12 protein-coding genes are annotated in these 13,072 nt (G+C 70.6%); 5 read left to right on the top strand and 7 right to left on the bottom strand.

The window, feature by feature from the left end; translation table 11 throughout:
- Window positions 1-382 precede the first annotated feature (382 nt).
- The 4 genes from ACTVAJ_RS03865 to ACTVAJ_RS03850 form a co-directional block, all read right to left on the bottom strand.
- Window positions 383-814 (bottom strand): asparaginase domain-containing protein, encoded by a 432-nt coding sequence (locus ACTVAJ_RS03865; protein ID WP_470386639.1) that lies wholly within the window; start codon window positions 812-814, stop codon window positions 383-385.
- Between the two features lie 92 nt (window positions 815-906).
- Window positions 907-1,572 carry a helix-turn-helix transcriptional regulator gene (locus tag ACTVAJ_RS03860; protein WP_470386638.1) on the bottom strand — a complete coding sequence of 222 codons (666 nt, stop codon included), beginning with the start codon at window positions 1,570-1,572 and terminating at the stop codon, window positions 907-909.
- Between the two features lie 25 nt (window positions 1,573-1,597).
- On the bottom strand, window positions 1,598-2,755 hold the full coding sequence (locus ACTVAJ_RS03855; RefSeq protein ID WP_470386637.1) for a threonine synthase: 1,158 nt from the start codon (window positions 2,753-2,755) through the stop codon (window positions 1,598-1,600).
- 77 nt (window positions 2,756-2,832) lie between these two features.
- Entirely contained in the window at window positions 2,833-3,252 is a 420-nt protein-coding gene (locus tag ACTVAJ_RS03850) for a hypothetical protein (protein ID WP_470386636.1), read from the bottom strand.
- A 523-nt stretch (window positions 3,253-3,775) separates the two neighbouring features.
- Between ACTVAJ_RS03850 and ACTVAJ_RS03845 the strand changes: the two genes are divergently transcribed.
- The 3 genes from ACTVAJ_RS03845 (at window position 3,776) to ACTVAJ_RS03835 (ending at window position 6,118) form a co-directional block, all read left to right on the top strand.
- Entirely contained in the window at window positions 3,776-3,901 is a 126-nt protein-coding gene (locus ACTVAJ_RS03845; RefSeq protein ID WP_470386635.1) for a hypothetical protein, read from the top strand.
- Window positions 3,902-4,082: 181 nt separating this feature from the next.
- A complete protein-coding gene (locus ACTVAJ_RS03840; RefSeq protein ID WP_470386634.1) occupies window positions 4,083-4,913 on the top strand; it encodes a class I SAM-dependent methyltransferase in 831 nt (276 codons plus the stop codon).
- 263 nt (window positions 4,914-5,176) lie between these two features.
- On the top strand, window positions 5,177-6,118 hold the full coding sequence (locus tag ACTVAJ_RS03835; protein ID WP_470386633.1) for a tyrosine-type recombinase/integrase: 942 nt from the start codon (window positions 5,177-5,179) through the stop codon (window positions 6,116-6,118).
- A gap of 208 nt (window positions 6,119-6,326) precedes the next feature.
- Here the strand turns inward: ACTVAJ_RS03835 and ACTVAJ_RS03830 are convergent, their stop codons facing one another.
- From ACTVAJ_RS03830 to ACTVAJ_RS03820, 3 genes are all read right to left on the bottom strand, one after another.
- Window positions 6,327-7,247, bottom strand: coding sequence for a GTP-binding protein (locus tag ACTVAJ_RS03830; protein ID WP_470386632.1), 921 nt, complete (start codon window positions 7,245-7,247; stop codon window positions 6,327-6,329).
- 155 nt (window positions 7,248-7,402) lie between these two features.
- A complete protein-coding gene (locus ACTVAJ_RS03825; protein WP_470386631.1) occupies window positions 7,403-10,435 on the bottom strand; it encodes a Tn3 family transposase in 3,033 nt (1,010 codons plus the stop codon).
- A gap of 284 nt (window positions 10,436-10,719) precedes the next feature.
- Window positions 10,720-11,781, bottom strand: coding sequence for an ABC transporter substrate-binding protein (locus ACTVAJ_RS03820; protein WP_470386630.1), 1,062 nt, complete (start codon window positions 11,779-11,781; stop codon window positions 10,720-10,722).
- 496 nt (window positions 11,782-12,277) lie between these two features.
- Here ACTVAJ_RS03820 and ACTVAJ_RS03815 point away from each other — a divergent pair, with 496 nt between their 5' ends.
- Together ACTVAJ_RS03815 and ACTVAJ_RS03810 are read left to right on the top strand one after the other, a co-directional pair.
- Window positions 12,278-12,709, top strand: coding sequence for an Rrf2 family transcriptional regulator (locus tag ACTVAJ_RS03815; RefSeq protein ID WP_470386629.1), 432 nt, complete (start codon window positions 12,278-12,280; stop codon window positions 12,707-12,709).
- 92 nt (window positions 12,710-12,801) lie between these two features.
- Window positions 12,802-13,071, top strand: a complete 270-nt coding sequence (locus ACTVAJ_RS03810; RefSeq protein WP_470386628.1) for an SDR family NAD(P)-dependent oxidoreductase — start codon at window positions 12,802-12,804, stop codon at window positions 13,069-13,071.
- The last annotated feature ends 1 nt before the right edge of the window (window position 13,072 follow it).

The following is a 13,072-nucleotide window of genomic DNA, read 5'->3' as shown; positions in this document are numbered from 1 at the left end:
ACCGGTGCTGACCGCGCTGCGCGCCGCGGCCTCCAACGCGCGCAGCCGCAAGCACGTGCGCCCCGGCGACACCGCCACCCACGCCGACCCGGACGGGGGCCGGGTGGGCAAGGCCGCGTTCATCCGGTGCGTGATCGAGCCCCCGCCCCGCCGCGGCACCTTCGCCCATGGCGCCGACCGGTGGAGCGACCCCCGCGCCCGCTACCGATCCTCCTCGACCCCCGGCTTCCACCCCAGGCGCCAGCAGGTCTACGCGGACCGGCTCCAGAACTGGTCCGACTGGCAGGAATTCTCACTGGAGGCCCGGGGCCCCGGGCCGGAAGCCACGGCTGGGGCCGCTCGGGGGGCGGCCCCAGTACGCCGGAAAGCGGCAATGGGCTGGTCAGCAGGCAAGCAGAGGACATGGGTAAGAACACCGGGATGGAAAAGAACGCCGCCGCGCGCGGATGACTCCGGGGGCGGGCCCTTCTCCAGGCTCCGTTGCCGGGTCGGACGAAGTGCCCTTGTGCCCTGTCCCTGCGGACGGTTGCCAGGTCGAACGCTGTGCCGTGCATGACGACGTAGACGCCCGGCGGGAGTGTCCTGGCGGCGAGGAGACTGCGGAACCGAGGCTGAAGACGGCGTCGCTGTGGCTTATGGCCACTGGCTGCAGGGCCCCGGTGAGGACGACGGTCTTGTCGATGGTGCGGCCGATGCGCTTGAGCAGGTGCCGACCGGTCTCCGCCATGGTGTCGGTGCCGTGGGTGATGACCAGGGCCGCGCCGGACGGGCACGATCGATTAGCCGGTGACGCCTGCCCGATCGAGCGGTTCACCGGCTGCGGGCGGCCCGATCATGACGGTGCTGTTGGTCATGGCGCTGCTTCCTCGGTCATCACAGGGTCGTTCCGGCGGGTAGCCGGGGTGGCTACTTCGTGTAGTTGTAGACGGTCGCCCGGGAGACACCGAGCTGGTCGGCGATGAGCTGTGCGGAACTGCGGGTCTCGAAGAACCCCTCGCGATGCAACTGCCGGACCAGTTCGCGCTTCTGGTCGCGGTTGAGGCCGCGGGGGGTGCTGGAGCGCTCGGCGGCGAAGGAGTCGATGGCCGACCGGAGTTCGCGTCCGGTGCGGTCGCGCAGCGTCTCCAGGACCTCACCCCGGTGTTCGACGTCCGTGGCGACGAGGTTGGCCAGGGTCAGCGCCAGCGGGGACAGCGTGCTCACGTCCAGGTTCAGGCACAGGGCCGCGACGTAACGCCCGTCGGCGTTCTTGATGCCGATCGAGGTGCTCTTGGCCGGGCGTCCGTCGGGGAACCGGTTGCTGTAGTTCTGGATGACGCTGGGGTAGTCGGGGTCCTCGATGCGGCGCAGCCCCAGTTCGGTGGCGGAGTCGCCGACCTGCCGCCCGGACAGGTTGTTCTCGATGACGCGGATGGCGCTGTCGGGCCGGCGCAGATCGTGTAGGACGACTTCGCACAGGCCCGGGAACATGCGCCCGATGGCGACGGCGATGCGCTCGGCCTCCCGTAGGAGGTGCTCGTCCTCCGGGTCGGGGTGTTCGTCGGTGAGATCCTCCTGGGAGGGGTGTGCCATCGCGCTCTCCTTTCCTGGTCAGAGCTCAGTCAGCGGGCCCGGCGAACACCGAGGCCATCTTCTCGGCGGATTTGAGCCCCGCACCGGTGAGCACGACCACGGTCGTCTCGCCCGGGGCGATGTCGCCCGTCGCGATGAAGTGGTCGAGGGTTGCCGCGGCGACGCTGCTGGTCGGCTCGGCGTACAGGCCCCGCGCGCTCAGTGCGCGAACCGCGGCGCGGATCTGCGTTTCCGGCACGGCGCAGGCGGCGCCGCCGGAGCGGCGGATGGCCTCCAGCGCCTCAGGCAGCCGGACCGGGTGGGCGATGGACGCGCCCTCGGCGATCGTCGGTACCCGCCCGCCGCGCCGGGCCGGGTCGGTACCGTTGAACGTATCGGCGATGGTCGCCCAGTGCTCGGGCTGCCCGACGAACAGGCGCGGGCGCCTGTCGATCTGACCGGCGTCGAGCAACTCACCGAAGGCGATGTCGCACCCGATGACGTTGCTGCCCGCCCCGGCCACCAGGACGACGTTGTCGGGCGCGGTGAAGCCGAGCGACTCCCACATCTCGTAGGCGATGGTCTTGGTGCCCTGGATGAACATGGGATGCCAGTTGTGGCTGGCGTAGGGGATCTGCTCCGACTGGCGGATCGCCTCGTCCGAGACCTCGTCGCGGGTGCCGCCCACGATCTCGATCTCCGCTCCGTAGGCGCGGGCCTGGAGGATCTTGGCCTCCGAGGTGGCGGCAGGAACGATGATCTTGGCGCGGATGCCGGCAGCGGCGGCATAGGCGGCCACCGCGGAACCGCCGTTGCCCGAACTGTCCTCGAGTACGCGGTCGGCGCCGTGTGCCGCCAGGTGGGACATCATCACCGATACGCCCCGGTCCTTGAAGCTGGAGGTCGGGTTGAACCACTCCAGCTTGAAGTGGACGCGCCGGTCGGCCCAGTCGACCGGGACCATCGGCGTGCATCCTTCGCCCAGGCTCACCCGGCGGGCGGCCGGGACGGGCAGGGCCTCGTGGTAGCGCCACAGGGAGCGTTCTGTGGTGTCGATCTGCTCGGGGCGCAGGCCCGGCAGTGTACTGACGGCGAGAGGACTGCCGTCCTCGCCCCGCCAGCGGGGGTCGTCCAGGGAGTAGCGCTTTCCGGACCGGTCGTACAGGTCGGGGGAGGTGGCGGCTGAGTGCTGTTCGGTGTTCATAGACGGTTCCGGCTTCTCCTGGTTCGGCGTGCCGTCGCTGGGTCCCACGACCCGGCAGGCACCCTGCCATCCCCATGTTAGACGAATTTTCCAAATGTAAACAGCGAGTCTAACCACTCGTCGAGGGGGTCCAAGAAGAAACGGAACGGTGAGTCCCGGCAACTGCCGCATCTGCTGACACCCGCCACCGGTGGGAGCGGGTGTCCAACGAGCGATCGTTTGTTGAAGCACCATCCCGGCGAACGCTGAACACCCCTCAGATCCTTCAAAAACACCTTCAGAAACCAAAGGGGTTCAACAACCCTCCAGAACCGTTTTCTGAGAGGACCGGGGGCATGGATGCCTCCGGTCAGCCGGACCGCTTCGCCGCCGAACCGGTCGTGCTCAACGAGGTCCGCATCGGCTACGCCCGGGTCTGCACCGGATCGCAGAAGCTCGACCGCCAGATGGACGCGCTGGTCGAGCGCCCGGACGGCGGAGTCAGGAGCCGACCGCATCCGAGCCCTGTGGTATCGGGCGGCCTACGCTCTGGCGGGGGCCAACGCCTACGCCGAGGACGGCGGCGATGGCCATTTCACCTGGTGTGTACACACCCTCAAGCGCCCGGACGTGCGCGCGGCCCTGGGTGTGTGACCCGGTGGCGGCGGGCCGGACGGGGGAACAGCGCCCCACGGGTGTTGGTCAGCCCGGCCGCCCACGTGACCTCGTCGGCGGCGGGATGCATCCTCCGGAACCACCCAGCAGGGGGGATCAGCTGTAGGCAGGTCAAGGCGGTTGAACGCGTCGGCGGCCCACCGGCCCCGGTCCCCGAACCCTTCGCCGACCTGTTGCTCCAGGCCAAGGATCAGCGGACCAGCATGAACACCACCGACCGGCATGCGGCCTGGCTGTTCCCGGGCCGCAGGGCCGAGCACCCCATGCACCCCATGCACCCCATGCACCCGCACAGCCTCGCCGACCTGATCCGCGACATCGGCCATCCCCGCAACAGCGGTGCGCACCTGCGCACTGTGCCAACTCGTGCTCCAGCCCCCCGCTCCGGTCATCGCCCGGGCGCTGGGCTTCCACGACAAGACCACCCTCCGAGTCGTTGCCCAGGCGGGAGGGACCGGGAACCGCTACGCCCCCGGTGACCACACACAGTGATCGAAGCGGTGGGGCCACGGAGAATACCGATCACTCGGTCAACGGCTCCTCCCAGTCCCACCCCCCGCTCGGGCACCTGACGGTGTCGGCCCCGGAGGCGGTACCGGTGACCACTGGCATGTCCCACGCCGACCGTGACCGGCCCCTGTCCGGCGGACTGTGCGAACACTAGGCTCCAGCCATGGACCGAGCAACCGACGTGCCCGAGACTCCCGCCCAGTCCGTGGATCCGGCCACGGCCAACGACTACGACAGCTTCGCCCAGGCGTACGCGGCCGACAACGAGAGCAACATCCAGAACGCCTACTACGAGCGGCCCGCGATGCTGTCCCTGGCCGGAGACGTGGCCGGCCGACGGATCCTGGACGCCGGCTGCGGCGCCGGCCCCCTGTCCGCTGCCCTGCGCGACCGCGGCGCCGACGTCACCGGCATCGACGCCAGCGCCGGCATGCTGGCCCTGGCCAGGCGGCGGCTCGGGGCCGACGCGGACCTGCGCGTGGTCGACCTGAACGACCCCCTCCCGTTCGCCGACGGCGCGTTCGACGACGTGGTCGCGTCGCTGGTGCTGCACTACCTCCAGGACTGGGAGCCGCCCCTGACCGAGATGCGGCGCGTACTCAGGCCCGGCGGCCGACTGATCGCGTCGGTCCAGCACCCGTTCGCGGACTACATGATGCAGGAGCCCCGGCCCGACTATTTGGCGACCACCAGCTACACCGACGAGTTGACCTTCAGCGGGCAGACCGTCCCGCTGAGGTTCTGGCGCAGGCCGTTGCACGCGATGACCGACGCCTTCACCGCCGCCGGCTTCCAGCTCCGCGTCATCAGCGAACCCCAGCCCGACCCGGCAGGCCGTGAACTGTTCCCCGACGACTTCCGGGCCCTGTCGACCAGGATCGGCTTCCTCTTCTTCGTCCTGGAGGCACCGTCCTCGCCCACCGGAACGCACGACCAGCCGGCCGCCGGTCCTGAACGGCCCCGTTCACCGCAGCGAGGCGACGATGGACAGTGAGGCAGCGATGCCCTGGACCATCGGTACGGCACAACGCTGAGCCGGTGATCTGGGCCCGGGGGCTGAGGAACATCCGTGTCAGATCGTGCGCTAAGCGTTCGTCGGCCCTGGTGGGCGGCTGACGGGGCGCCGGCGGTGGGACCGGTCTGAAGTTGTTCCACGGATAACGCCCTAATATCTGTGCTACTGGGCTGCGTCACCTGCGGCAAAGCCCCGGAGCCGCTGCGCGAAGCGACCCCGTTATCTGTGGCAAAGGAGATCCGGTGCCTGCGGTCCTGCTGCTGCCGACCGGGAAGGCGCTGACCGTCCGGACGGTGGCCGACGCCTTCCTCGACTCGCTCACCAACCCGAATACCGTGCGGAACTACGGCATCGCCCTCGGGAAGACCGCCGAGCACCTCGGCGAGGGCCGCCCGCTCGCGGCCGTCGGGGACGACGAGGTCGGTGGGGCGCTGGAGCTGTTGTGGGGCAGCTCGGCGGTGAACACCTGGAACGCCCGCCGCGGGGCGGTACTGTCCTGGACGAGCTGGTGCACGGAGCGCGGGTACGACGGGCCGGCGGTCCCGGCCTGGGCGAAGCGGATTGCGCCGCCGGACTCCGACACCCCGGTGCGCTCGAAGCTGGCGATCGACCGGCTGATCGCCCGCCGCGACGTCCACCTACGGGAGAAGACGCTGTGGCGGATGCTCTACGAGACGTGCGCCCGCTCTGAGGAGATCCTGGACGTCAACATCGAGGAGCTGGACTTGGCCGGACGCCGCTGCCCAGTGAAGGCCAAGGGCGCCCAGCCGAAGGTACGCCGGCGCGGCGCCACCCGCGCGGACTACGTGCTGGAGACGGTGTTCTGGGACGCAGGCACCGCCCGGCTGCTGCCCCGCCTGTTGAAGGGCCGAACCTGCGGGCCGGTGTTTGTCACCCACCGCCGCCCCGGCCCCGGAAAGATCCTCTCCGCCCGGGACGTCTGCCCGGACACCGGCCTGGCTCGGCTCTCCTACGGCCAGGCCCGCGCGTTGCTCGACCAGCACACTGCGCATGCTGGCACGGGCACCGGCTGGGACCTGCACGAGTACCGCCACTCCTCCTTGACCCACCTCGGCGAGCGGGGCGGATCCGAGCTGATGCTGATGGCCAAGTCCCGGCACAAGAAGGTGGAGAACGTCCGCCGGTATTTCTCAAGCCCTCGGCGGAGGCCATCGCGGACGTGACCGCCCTCCTCGCGCCGGGCGATGCCAGGCGCTGACGGGCGGACGCCGGTCTTCTTCCGGGGCGGGTGCAGTCCGCGATGGGTAGCAACCCGCCGCGGGAGTCGGGAACCCGGCAGCGGTGTGCGCCCTGGCCTGCCCAACCGGCTCACCGCCGTCCGCGCCCTGGAGGCTTCGCACCGGACGGGGAAGACGGGGAGGCCGACGGTTCCTAGTCGAGTGCCTTGGCGACAACACCGATACCGATGGTCCGGCCGTCCTCGCGGATCTGGAACCGGGTGCCCTGAGCCATGGCGACGGGGCGCGACAAGGTGATCGTCATCTGGAAGTTGTCGCCGGGCATAGCCGTTGAGAGGCCCTGGGGCAGCTCACCCGTTCCGGCGCCGTCGCCCGCAGGGAAGGCCAACTGCAGGGAAGGGTCGGCGGGAAGAGGCGTGGTGCGCCCGCCTTCCTCGGCGGAGAGCAGGTAGACCTCGCCGAGGAACCGGGAAGCCACCGCCGGCTGGGGACGGGACTGCGCGGCGCGGTCGGGAACCCCGGTGTCGAGGGCCTCCACGAGTTTCCTGACGGCGCTGATGCCCATCTCGTTGTGGTCAACGCCCTCAGAGGCCTGCCGGGCCGAGCCTACGATGACGGTGCACCGGTCACCGGGGTAGTCGTAGGTGGCCAGCAGGTCCCGGACCTCCAGCTCGACCGCGTCGACAAGCTCCCCGTCATCGACCAGGTCGGCCTTATTGAGGAAGACCAGGATGTGCGGGATGCCGGTCTGATGGGCGAACAGGACGTGCTCGCGGCTCTGGGGCATCGGCCCGTCTGCCGCCGAGACCACCAGGATGGCGGCGTCGTAGGGGTCGCGCTGGAGCATGGCTTTGGTGAGGTCACCGTGGCTGGGGAAGTCCGTCAGAGCGTAGCGGCGCTTGTTGCTGTCGCACTCGACGACGGCGGCTTCGAAAGGAGCGGGTTCCTTCTGCGCTGCGGCGGTGTCGACCGTGGAGAAGTCCACCGCTTCGCCACCGTACACCTCCGCACATACGCGGCTGATGGCCGTCGCCAGCATTGTCTTGCCGTGGTCGACATGGCCGAGCACCACCACGTTCACCGATGCGTCAACGTTGTCCGAACGGTCGGTCACTGCGCCTCCTCACCTGGGGACTTCCGGTCGCGGGCTTCAACCTCAAGCCTTCGTCGCGTTCTGTGATTATATCGGGACTTTAAGTTGCGGCACTGTGCCCGGCGCGCTTTCGTACGGCTCTGGGCAGCGTCGAGGCGGTTCCCGGAGCCACGGGCTCACACATCCGTGCTCACGCCTCGGCCCTCCGGGTCGCGCAGGGGCCGCAGGCCGCCGGGCATCTCGGGCAGCAGGAAGCTGTACCTGCCGAGCATGTTGACGTGGTGCCGCACGAACGGCGAAAGGCGGGCGACGTCCTCGTCACGGACGTTGAAGCCCTCGCTGCGGAGCCGGTCGAGGGCGGCGTCCATGTAGCGGGTGTTGAACAGCACCAGGGCGTTGAGGACCAGGCCGAGCGCGCCGATCTGGTCCTCCATTCCCTCCTGGTAGTGCTGGTAGAGCTGACCGGCGCGGCCGTGGAAGATCTTCCGGGCGAGCGCGTGGCGGCCCTCCTGGAGGTTGGCCTGGGCCTTGATCTGGCGGCGGTAGGACGGCTCGTCGGCCAGGCGCAGGATGTGCAGGGTCTTGGTGATCCGGCCGTAGTGCGCGATGGCGTCACCGAGCACGGTGGGGCGGCCGTCGCGCGAGAGCATGCGGATCACGTCGTAGGCCCGCACCGCGCCGGTGTGGATCGAGCCGACGATCCGCAGCACGTCTTCCCAGTTCCGCTCGATGCGCTCCAGGTCGACCCGGCCGCGGGCGGCGTCGTTGAACGCGCCGTAGTCCGCGGCGCGGTCGATGCGCCACAGCTTCTGGTCGGGCAGGTCCGCCAGCTGCGGCGCGTAGGCGAACCCGGCCAGGGTGAGCAGGCCGAACACGATGTCGGAGTACGAGGCGGTGTCGGTGACGACCATCTCCGGGCGCCGCCCGCCGTCGCGGTCGTAGAGGACGTCCAGCACGTACAAGGAGTCACGCGGGGTGCCGGCCACGACCTTCCCGCCGAGCCCGGCGGCCTGGTCGTTGATCAGGTTCAGCCACGTCGCCCCGGACCGGCGCCCGCCGCCGGTGGAGGCGCCGAAGTACTTCGGGTTCGGCCGCGCGTGCACCGAGGGCACCGGCACGACGAAGCGCATGCCGTCGACCGAGGCGACCAGGCCGCCGCCCCAGACCTGCGCGAGCGGGATCGATGCCTGAGCGTCGATCAGCGCCGAGTTGGCCTGCCGGTAGGTCTCCGTCCGCAGGTACGTCTGGTCCACGTGCGACAGCCGCCCGTACCGCAGGGCGTCCGCGCCACCGACCACCGGGGTGAAGCCGACGTTGCAGCCGTGCGCGACCAGCAGCGCCGCGATCGTCACCGGCAGGTCCCGCAGCCGGGCCTCGCCGCCGGTCACCGAGGTGAACGCCTGGTCGGCGCCGGTCCAGGAGAACACCTCCAGCAGCACCTCCGGCAGGTCCACCCGGGGCAGCATCGCGTTCACCGCCGACCGCAGCGCCACCAGCGACGCCCCTTCGGCCTCCGGCTCCAGCGCCGCGAAGTGCAGCCGCCCGTCGGCGTCGGCGCTGATCTGCGCGTTCGCCGGCAGCCGGACGGCGACGTTCCGGAAGGTGCCGTCCAGCAGCGCGGCCCGGGCGGCCAGGTGCTCGGCGGCGTCGGCCGGCAGGCCGAGCGAGGCCAGCACGGTGGGCCTGGCCTGCTCCCACGCCTCCCCTGCCAGCAGCTTCGCCCGCGGGTCGCTCCACTTCGAGGAGTTCACGGCGAAGACCTCCTTGCGCCGCAGCAGCCGGTGCACCTGCTCCAGCACGCAGAAGCTGTACGCCTTCCAGTCCACCTCGCCCGGCTCCAGGTGTGGCGCCGAGAGCACCAGGCGCTTCCACGACCCGGCCAGCAGGCTGGTGTCGATCTCCGCCACCGCCACCTTCTTGCGGCCCATCAGCTCCGGCAGCGACAGGAACGCCCGCAGCACCGGCGCGCCCTCGGCGGTCGCGTCGAAGTCCACCACCTCCACCAGCAGCTTCAAGAACGGCCGCACCGTGGAGAACCGGCTTACCAGCATCCGCCGCCACGCCTCGTCCGCGTCCGAGTCCAGCGGCGGCGCCAGATCGACCATCGCGGCCACCGCCGCGGCGAGCTCCTTGCGCGGCACCACCGCCTCGATCGCCTCCCACATCGCCGCCAGCGTGGCCACCTTCGGCGCGGTGATCTCCCCGGTGGAGGTGTCCACCTGCTCGGCGGTCTCCTCCAGCACCACCTGCAGCGCGGCGGCGAGCTTCGCGCCGGCCCGCTCCACCTTCGGCAGGGTCTTCAACTTCTCCTTCGCGCTCTCCCGCTCCGCCCGCGCCAGCAGCCTGGTGGCCACCAGCACGTCCAGCAGGTCCAGCACGTCGTCCACCGCCCTGGTCGTCAGGTGCACCGCGGTGGCCAGGCGCCGCGCGTCCCCGTGCCGGCGCAGCAGCGACGCCTTCCCGTCCACCCCGTACCGGGACAGCTCCGCCAGCCAGCGCGGCGGCACCCCGGCCACGTCCACCTCGCCCATCCCCAGCCGGGCGATCTCCTGGGCCCGCTCCAGCGTGGCCTTCATCTGCGGCCCCGACACCCGTACCGGCCCGCGCCGCAGCCGGTCCAGCTCCGAGACCCGCGCCCCGGCCGGCACCGTCAGCAGCTCGTCCAGCGCCGCCCGCTGCCCGGGCGTGAGCAGTCCATGCAGCGTCTCCCACAGCCGCTGGTTCGCCGCCTCCCGCACCGACGCCACCAGCCGGGCGAACCGGCTCACCCCCGGCAGCAGCACCCGCCGCTCGCGCAGCCACCCCACCGCCGCGTCGAACAGCGCCTTCGGCCCCTCCCCGGTCGTCCAGGCCCGCGCGTCCAGCCACACCACCAGCTCGTCCCGGACCTCGGCGAAGTCCCGCCAGCCGCCGTCCCGCTCCCCGTACTCCGCCAGCACCGAGGCGTCCTCGATCCCCAGCTGCTCGGCCAGGTACTCCGCCACCTCGCGCGGCACCTGCCGCGGGTCCGGCATGAACCGCCCCAGAAAGCGCACCGTCGTCAGCTGCACCGCGAAGCCCAGCCGGTTGTGCGCCCGCCGCTTCGCCTGCACCTTCTCCCGGTCCGCGTCGTCCAGGAAGAAGAACCGCTCCAACTCCGCCCGTGCTGGGGCACCGTAAAACGCCCCGTATCGGGACGCCTGCTCATCCGTCAGAAACTCGACCGCCACAACGGCCCTCCGAAGATCGACAACATCGACCCGCGAAGGTTGGAGCCCACGATCAGCCCAGGTCAACGGCCTCCGGAGACTGGCCCCGCCCCGCCGCAGCTGTCGCGACGTGACACGTAACCCGGGGACCCGGTCGTGCCGGTGATCGTGCCATCGGTGGTGACCCAGCAGTGACGGGCTGGCCCCGATCGCACGGGACCGGCGCGGTCAACGACCAGGGCGCGAGGGTTGTGCGAGCGTTCCCGGGTCAGAGTCCGGGAGCGCGGTCCGGCCCGCGTGCCCTCTCAGCCGGTGCGAAGGATCCGGAAGCGATCGGGTTCCGCCGGATCCCGGTCAACGACCTGGACCGACGTCCACGCCCACTGCCAGACACCGATGCCCGGCACGCGGGAGAACCGGATCCGCCCGCGGGTGCCCTCGACGGCGACGTGCGCCCAGGCCTCGGCGATACGCGTCCGGTCCGTGCCGTGGGAGCGCAGCACCTCGGCCAGGACGGCGATCGTGTCATAGCCCTCGAAGGCGACGAAGGAGGGCTCCTGATCCAACCGCTCGCGAAGGGCCGTCTCGACGCGTGCGCCGAGTGGGGTGAGCCGCTCGGGCAGGTAGCGCAGGAAGGGGACCGCTGAGCCGTCCTCGCCCAGCAGCTCCGCCCATGGGGCGAACTCCGGTTGCCCCGCCGGAGCACCGATCATGACCTCTGACAGGCGCTGGTCGCGGCGCACGGACCTGACGATCGACACCGCGGGCTCCGGGTGGCCGGTCAGAATGAGGAGGGCCGTCGCGCGATGGCGGACGAGCTCGTCGCACACGGCCGCGGGGGTGAGGGAGTCCATGCCGAGTTCGACGACGCTGCCGCCGTGCGGAGCGAGGCGGTCCCGCAGGATGCGGGCTCCGGACTCCCAGTAGAGACTCGGCTGGGCCGCCAGGGCGATGCGACGGTGACCTGCTCCCAGGAGGAAGTCCGCGTAGATCCGCCAGCCGTGCGACTGCGCCGGACACAGGCGCGCGACCCGTCGCGTCGGCTGTTCGGTGAGCGTGTCCAGAACCGCCGAAGAGCAGAGGAACGGCAGACCGAGGTCGTCGGCCCTGGAGGCGGCGGCGCGGGCGACGACGCTGTGGTACTCCCCGGCCAGAGCGCACACACCCAGGCCCGCCAGTTCGTCCACGGCCGCCACGGCCCTTCGCGGATCGGCCGCGGTGTCTCGGACCACCAGCTCCAGCGATCTGCCGGCGATCCCGCCGGTGTCGTTGACCTCACCGACGGCCGTCCGGAGTCCGGCGAGCAGGTGTTGGCCCGCCTCGACCCAGCCAGGCCGGGTCAGCGGGGCCAGGGCGCCGATCCGCACCGGTGATCCATCAGTCCGCTCCGACCCAGGCGACGATGGTGACGTGTTCATGTGTCGGCGGCTCCTGTGTGAGGGTTCGGTCGGGTGCGGCCCGGGCCCGTCGGGAGACAGGATCCGGTGGCGGGTGTTCGTCCCTGTGGCCGCGGTGATCGCGCACGTGTGATCATGTCGCACATTCCATCCGCCACCCTCGCCACCGGGCAACCGGATATCTGTTCGCTGTGCCGCCAGGCGACAAGGGGTCCCGGTAGTGTGCGCGCAAAATCCAACGGGAAGGGTTCGGCCGCCCCTCTGGCCGCACTGGTAAGCGCAATGATCGGCGGCCCGAAGCAGGACACATCCGGGCGAACCACACCGGATCGCTAGACCACTCCGAGCGGTACACGCGCCAGGCGGGCTGACGAGGCAGGTCCGGCCGGTCCCGCGGGACTTGCCACGAGTAGTTGTAACTATTATTGTTACGACTGTTGACGAGGTCGGGGAGGTGGAGTGCGGCGTGAGCGCCAACAGCAGACTGACCATCGCGGCGCACGCCCTGACATGGATCGGGCTGTATCAGCGGCGCGGCCACGAGGTCGCCACCTCCGAGCAGATCGCCACCAGCGTCAACACCAACCCGGTGGTGATCCGCCGCCTGCTGGCCGAGCTGCGCAAGGCCGGTCTGGCCGATTCACGGCGAGGGGCGGGGGCGGGCTGGATGCTCGTGCGGGACCTGGCGGCGATCACCCTGCTCGACGTCTACCAGGCGATCGAACCGGGACCGGTCTTCGCCCTGCATCCCGCGACACCGGACCCCGAGTGCGTCGTGGGCCACGGCATCGGGCCGGCGATGACCGCCGTGTACGACGACGTGGAGGCCGCACTGCGCGGGGAGCTGGCCAAGACCACGCTGGAGGACGTGCTGCGGGACGTCCTGAAAGCCGCCTGACCTCGGACCCTCGACCTCCCTGACCGAAGGGGATCGCATCCCGCGCCCAACGATGTAACCAAAAAGGTTACATCAAGAAATCGGAGAATCTCATGGGACAGCTGGACGACAGGACCGCCCTGGTCACCGGCGCCTCCAGCGGCATCGGCCTGGCGATCGCCCGCCGTTTCGCCGCCGAGGGCGCGACCGTGTACCTGACCGGGCGCCGCACGGCCGCGCTGGAGGCCGCCGTCGCACAGGTTGGCGCCCGCGGCATCGCCATCCAGGGCGATACCTCCGACCTCGGCGACCTCGACCGGCTCTTCGCCCAGATCGCGGACCGCAGCGGCCGCCTGGACATTTTGACATCCTCCCCCTCGTGAA

It is taken from the genome of Nocardiopsis sp. KDC1DS13DA1 (assembly GCF_055632325.1).
This window is presented reverse-complemented; position numbering and strand designations above follow the sequence as displayed.